Source organism: Rhodopila sp. (assembly GCF_035548235.1).
GTDB lineage: Bacteria > Pseudomonadota > Alphaproteobacteria > Acetobacterales > Acetobacteraceae > Rhodopila.
In genome coordinates this window covers 22090-28307 of sequence record NZ_DASZTJ010000113.1, presented here as the reverse complement: position 1 = coordinate 28307, position 6218 = coordinate 22090, and the positions used below count along the sequence as shown (strand labels likewise).

General features: G+C 67.2%; 7 protein-coding genes. All 7 read left to right on the top strand.

What is annotated here, in order from left to right:
• On the top strand, nt 1-894 hold an 894-nt coding region (locus tag VHB27_RS09960; protein ID WP_325599817.1), incomplete at its 5' end, for an ABC transporter permease.
• An 11-nt stretch (nt 895-905) separates the two neighbouring features.
• The gene (locus VHB27_RS09955; RefSeq protein ID WP_325599815.1) at nt 906-1682 is read left to right on the top strand and encodes an ABC transporter permease; all 777 of its coding nucleotides are present in this window, start codon (nt 906-908) and stop codon (nt 1680-1682) included.
• A 5-nt stretch (nt 1683-1687) separates the two neighbouring features.
• Nucleotides 1688-3067: an LLM class flavin-dependent oxidoreductase gene (locus VHB27_RS09950; protein WP_325599813.1), complete on the top strand. Its 1380-nt coding sequence runs from the start codon at nt 1688-1690 to the stop codon at nt 3065-3067.
• Nucleotides 3068-3073: 6 nt separating this feature from the next.
• A complete protein-coding gene (locus VHB27_RS09945; RefSeq protein WP_325599811.1) occupies nt 3074-4399 on the top strand; it encodes an NtaA/DmoA family FMN-dependent monooxygenase in 1326 nt (441 codons plus the stop codon).
• Nucleotides 4400-4475: 76 nt separating this feature from the next.
• A complete protein-coding gene (locus tag VHB27_RS09940; protein ID WP_325599809.1) occupies nt 4476-5471 on the top strand; it encodes a glycosyltransferase family 2 protein in 996 nt (331 codons plus the stop codon).
• A gap of 206 nt (nt 5472-5677) precedes the next feature.
• A complete protein-coding gene (locus VHB27_RS09935; protein WP_325599807.1) occupies nt 5678-5881 on the top strand; it encodes a cold-shock protein in 204 nt (67 codons plus the stop codon).
• A 71-nt stretch (nt 5882-5952) separates the two neighbouring features.
• Nucleotides 5953-6156, top strand: coding sequence for a cold-shock protein (locus VHB27_RS09930; protein ID WP_104522754.1), 204 nt, complete (start codon nt 5953-5955; stop codon nt 6154-6156).
• Nucleotides 6157-6218: the final 62 nt, after the last annotated feature.

The following is a 6218-nucleotide window of genomic DNA, read 5'->3' as shown; positions in this document are numbered from 1 at the left end:
CGTGCCGGAATGGAAGGTCCGCTGACCGCCGGACCGGCGCCACGCCCCAGCCGACGAGCCGCGCCCTGGAACCTTGCTTCGCTTCTGCTGCTGCCGGCGGGGCTGCTGCTGATCGCGTTCCTGGCGGTGCCGCTCTGCGCGATGGTGTGGCTGAGCCTGACGCCCAACAACCTGGTGCATTTCCAGGGCCATGGTCTCGGCAACTACGCCTATCTGCTGGCCAAGCCGTATTACCGGCGGGTCGCGCTGCGCACGTTCCGCATCGCCATCGAGGCGACGGTCGTCGCGCTGCTGATCGGCTATCCCACCGCCCTCGCCCTGCGCGCCGTTGCGGCGCGGGTCGCCGGCGCCATCACGCTGGCGATGACCCTGCCGATCCTGTCCGGCCCCCTGGTCGTCGTGCTCGGGTGGATGATCCTGCTGTCCGACGGTGGCCCGGTCTTCGCCCCGCTGGCGCGATGGGACTTGATCCCGCGCTTCGGCCTGCTGGGGTCGGAGACCGGGATCGTCATCGGCATCGTCCATTTCGTGCTGCCGTTCGTCGTGCTGTCGCTGGCCTCCGTGCTGCGCAACATCCCCGCCCCGCTGCTGGAGGCGGCCAGCAGCCTGGGTGCCGGCGCCTGGCAGCGCTTCGTCCAGGTGATCCTGCCGCTGAGCCTGCCCGGCGTGCTGTCCGCCGCGGTGATCGCGCTGTCGCTGTCCATGAGCAGTTTCATCGCACCGCATTACCTCGGCGGCCCGTCGGACCTGACGCTGACCACGCTGGTCGCGCAGTTCGTGCTGGCGACGTATGACGGGCAGATGGCGGCGGCGGTCTCGGTCGTGCTGCTGGTGGCGATGGCGGGGCTGATCCTGCTGCTGACCACCGGCCTCTCGCGGCGGCTGCGGCGATGACGGGGGGATCGATGGCCCGCGCCGCCGCCTATGCCTGGCTGGCGCTCGTCCTGGCGTTCATTCTCGCGCCGGCCGGCTTCGTCGTGTTCGACAGCTTCAACGCCGCCACCAGCTTCCCTTCGCCGTTCGAAGGGGCGACGCTGCACTGGTATGCCGCTTTGGCGGAGCACCCTGAATTCTTGTCCTCCGCCTGGACCAGCGTGGAGCTGGCGGTGCTGGCGGCCTCGATCGCCACGGTTGCCGGGTTCCTGGCGGCCTGGGGGCTGGCCGGAGGCCGCATCCCCGGACGGGACGCGATCACCACGACGCTGATGGGGCCGCTGCTGGTCCCCGAACTGGTCGTCGGCCTGGCCATCCTGCAGATCGTCGGCGCCCTGCATCTCTCGCTCGGCCTGCCGGTTCTGGTGGCCGCGCATGCGGTGTTCGTGCTGCCGATCGCGCTGCGGCTGTCGCTGTCGGGCTTCGCGGCGTTCGACCTCGCCCTGGAGGAGGCGGCCCGCGACCTCGGCGCCCGTCGGTGGCAGGTGCTGTGGCATGTGACGCTGCCGCTGCTGCGGCCCAGCGTGACGGCCGGGTTCGTGCTGTCGGCGGTGCTGTCGTTCGTGAACCTGCCGCTGTCGATGTTCCTGACCACGGCGCAGACCTCCACGCTGCCGGTGATCGCCTTCGCCTACATGGAAAGCCGCATCGACCCCATGATCGCGGCCGTCGCCACGCTGGTGATGCTGGTTGCCGCCGCCATCGCCGTCCTGATCGACCGCGTATTGCGTATCCGCCTGACGGAGTGACAAGCATGACGGAACCTCGCCGCGACAAGATGCGCCTGGGGGCGTTCTTCCATCCGACCGGCAACCACGTCGCATCCTGGCTGCATCCGGCGTCCCAGATCGATGCCGGGACGAATTTCCGGCACTACGTGGAATTGGCGCAGATGGCCGAAGCGGCGAAGTTCGACCTGATGTTCCTGGCTGATTCGGCGGCGGTGCGCGGCGGCGACCTGCAGGCGCTGAAGCGCTGGCCGCAATACATGGCGTTCTTCGACCCGTTCACGCTGATGGCGGGCATCGCCGGGCTGACGCGGCATATCGGCTTGGTCGCCACCGCGACCACCAGCTACAACGAACCCTACACGCTGGCGCGCCGCCTGGCGTCCCTGGACCACATGAGCAACGGCCGGGCCGGCTGGAACGTCGTGACGTCGTCCAACCCGCTGGAGGCGCTGAACTACGGTCTGAACGGTCATCCCGACGCCGACTACCGTTATGAGCGCGCACAGGAATTCAGCGATGTCGTCAAGGGGCTGCTGGACAGCTACGACGACGATGCCTTCGTCCGCGACCGGGCGACCGCGGTTTATTTCGATCCCGCGAAGCTGCATACGCTGGACCACAAGGGCCGGTATTTCACCGTCAGGGGACCGCTGAACACGGCGCGTCCGCCGCAAGGCTATCCGGTGTTCGCGCAGGCCGGCATTTCGGACGCTGCACGTGAGATGGCGGCACGGCAGGCGGAAATCGTTTTCACTCCGCTGCATTCGATCCCGATGGCGCAGGAATTCTACCGCGACCTGAAAGGCCGAGCGGCGAAGTATGGGCGGGCGCCGGACCACATCAAGCTGATGCCGGGGCTGAACCCCGTGGTAGGCGACACCGCCGCGGAGGCCGAGGAGAAACACCGGTACCTGCAATCGTTGATACACCCCGACGTCGGGCGGGCCCTGTTGAGCAACGCCCTGGGCGACGTGGACCTGTCCTCGGTCGGCGAAGACGAGCCATTGAGCCCGCCGGTACGGGAGGCCGCGCTGAACAGCGGCCGCTCCGATGCGATCCTGGTCGTCAACACGATGGAGCGCGAAGGCCTGACCCTGCGCCAGATGTATCAGCGCTATGCCGGCGCCCGGGGCCAACGCACGGTGAAGGGCACGGCGGTGCAGATCGCCGACGAGATGGAGACGTGGTTCCAGGCCCGCGCCGTCGACGGCTTCCTGGTGCAGCCTCCGGTGCTGCCGAGCGGGCTGGATGATTTCTGCCGCCTGGTCATTCCGGAACTGCAGAACCGTGGCCTGTTCCGCACCGAATACGAAGGCACGACGCTACGGGAAAACCTTGGCCTTCCCCGCCCTGCCAGCCGCTATGCCGGCGCGGGCGGGCCGAACCGCCGCCCGGAAGGATGATGACCCATGGCCCAGTCGGAAACGCTGCATCTCGCCGCCGATGTCTCGTTCATCCACACCGACCACCTGTGGCGTACGAAAGGATCATGGGTCGGATATCAATACTACGGTCCCGACTTCTATGAGGACATCGCCCGCATCGCCGAACGCGGCCTGTTCGACATGCTGTTCTTCGGCGACGCGGCGGAAACGCCCGAGATCTATGGCGGCAACTTCGATGCGGCGGTACGGCTGGGGATACGCTGGCCGAAGCACGACATGATGCCGATGATCCCCGTCATGGCACGGGCGACGCGGCATCTGGGCTTCGGCACGACCATGTCCACCACCTATCACCACCCGTTCCACGTCGCGCGGCTGTTCGCTTCATTGGACCACGTCACCGGCGGGCGCGTCGGGTGGAACGCGGTGACCTCGGCCTATAAGAACGAAGCCGCCAACTGGGGTTTCGACACGATGCCGCCCGCATCGGACCGCTATGACCGGGCGCGGGAACACGTAAAGGTCGTCACCGACCTGTGGGCCAGCGTGGAGGCCGATGCGATCAAGCTGGATCGGGACAACGGCGTCTTCGCCGACCCGTCGAAGGTCCATCTGCTGAATCATCGCGGCAAATACTTCAACGTCCGAGGGCCCTTGCCGGTGATCCCCTCGCCGCAGGGCCGGCCGATCATCATCCAGGCCGGGCAGTCGCCCGACGGAATGGACCTCGCCGCCCGCTATGCCGACCTGCAGTTCGTCGCCCGCCGCGGCCTGAAGAGCATGGCGGAGCATCGCGCGACCCTCGACAAGCTGCTGGTCCAGCACGGGCGCGATCCGCGCGACCTGGGTTGCCTGTGGCTGACCCGCGTGCAAACCGGACACACGGAGGCGGAGGCACGGGAAAAGGAGAAACGCTTCCTCGACCAGGTGCCGCCCGAGGCCGGGCTGATCGAATTGTCGTTTCATTTCGGCGTCGACTTTTCCCGCATCCCCGGTGAGATGCGGCTGGCCGACGCGGCGGAACTGGTGCGCAAGGAACAGGTCCATTGGGGCAGCTTCCTGGAGATCATCGACACCGAACCGCCGCAGACCACGGTCGCCGAGATGGGCCGCCGCTTCATCGGCGAACGCGCGTCCCATATCGTCGGGGATGCGAAACAGATCGCCGACCGGTTCGAGGAACTGCACGACGCCGGCGGCCGGAACGGCGGGATCATCCTGTCGAAAAGCTTCGCCGCACCCGGGATGCTGCGCGATTTCGTCGAGCTGGTCGTTCCGGAACTGCAGCGGCGCGGGCTGGTGAGGACCCGATACGCCGGGACCACCCTGCGGGAGAACCTGAATGCCTGACGGCCAAGCCTGGCTTACACAAAAACGTTAACCCCTCGTTTACCGGTCCGGTCCTAGGCTGCCGCATCAGCATTCGGTGAGCCTTGTGCATATCGCCGTCGTCATCCCCGCCTTCAACGCCGCGGCGTGGTTACCGGCCTGCCTGGCGTCGCTGCGCGCCCAGACGGAGGCGGACTGGTCCGCCATCGTCGTCGATGACGGCTCCGCCGACGACCTGGCCGCTGTCGTCGCCGCGGAGGCGGATTCGCGCATTTGCCTTGTCCGCCAGCCCAACGCCGGCGTCTCCGCCGCCCGCAACCACGGAATCCGGGTCGCGCTCGGCCGCACCGGCAAATGGCGGGCGGAGGCGTTCCTGTTCCTCGACTCGGATGACTGGCTCAGCACGGACGCGCTGGCCCGGCTCCGCGACGCCCTGCAGGCAGCGCCCTGGGCGGTCGCGGCCGCGGGTGGCCATGCCTTCGTCCAGCCTTGCGGCCGTTGCCGGCGCATCGCCCCACCCCGCTCCGGCTGCCTGCTGGAGCGGTTGCTGGTCCGCAACCTGTTCGTCAACGGTGGCCAGTTGCTGATCTGCCGGGAGGCGATCGAGGCCGCCGGCCTGTTCCATCCTGACCTGTCGTTCGGCGAGGACTGGGAATACTGGACCCGCCTGGCGACATTGGGGGAGTTTGTCTCCCTCCGCCGTCGTTCCCCCGTTCTTTTCGCGCGGGAGCGGGAGGACAGCGCCTATCGCCGCCTGGCGACCGCCCCCCAGCAGGCCGAGGCGGTTTTGCGCACCATCCATGCCAATCCCGAACTGAGGGGGCGGTTCGGGGGGACGATGCTGGATGTGCTGCGTCGGAAGGCAGAGGCAGAGGCCGCCTGGATCATCGGCCGCGAGCGCATCCGTCACGGCGAGCGGCGAGAGGGCCACCGCTGGCTGCGGCAATCGGTCCGTCGCGCGTTCAGCCCCAAGCGGGCGATGTTGCTGGTGCTGGCGCCGCTCCGGATGGGGCCGTTCCGGCCCTACCGTTTCGGCAACCCGCCGCCCTCGGCATGGATGCGCGCCAAGAGGCTCGCCACAATCTTGCCATGAATCGGCCGCTACCGGGTGGGTAATCGGCCCTTATGGACTATCTTGACTGTGATTGACAGCCCCTAGGGATTCTGTGCCAACTATTAGGTGCAGTCGCCCTTTGGCTCCAATGTCCGGGATGTCCCCGACACGGCCCCCGGACGGTCCAACGGCCCGATTGCCGCATCGCGTCATTTTACACGGTGCCAGTACGGAGACGACCAGTTATGGCTACCGGGACGGTCAAGTGGTTCAACACCACCAAAGGCTACGGATTCATCATGCCGGAAGATGGCGGCAAGGATGTGTTCGTTCACATTACGGCAGTGCAGGCAGCCGGCCTGCGTGGCCTGAATGAAGGACAAGTCGTCAGTTTCGAGGTCGCGATGGAACGGGGGAAAGCCGCCGCGACGAATCTGCGCCCGGTCTGACCGGCGGACTAGCTTGGCGAAGCGGGCAACGGCCTCCGCCCTTGCCCGTCACTATCAGGAGGACTGAGACCATGGCCGTCGGAACGGTAAAATGGTTCAACGCAACGAAGGGTTACGGCTTCATCATGCCCCAAGACGGCGGCAAGGATGTCTTCGTGCATATCACGGCGGTACAGGCGGCTGGGCTGAAGGGGCTGAATGACGGCCAGAAGGTCAGCTACGAAGTCGCCATGGAGCGTGGGAAGGCGGCGGCGACGAACCTTAAGCTGGCCTGACCACCGGTCCGGCCTGGGTTTCGCCTGGCCCCGGCCACAGGCCGCGTGTGATTGCGGCCGCG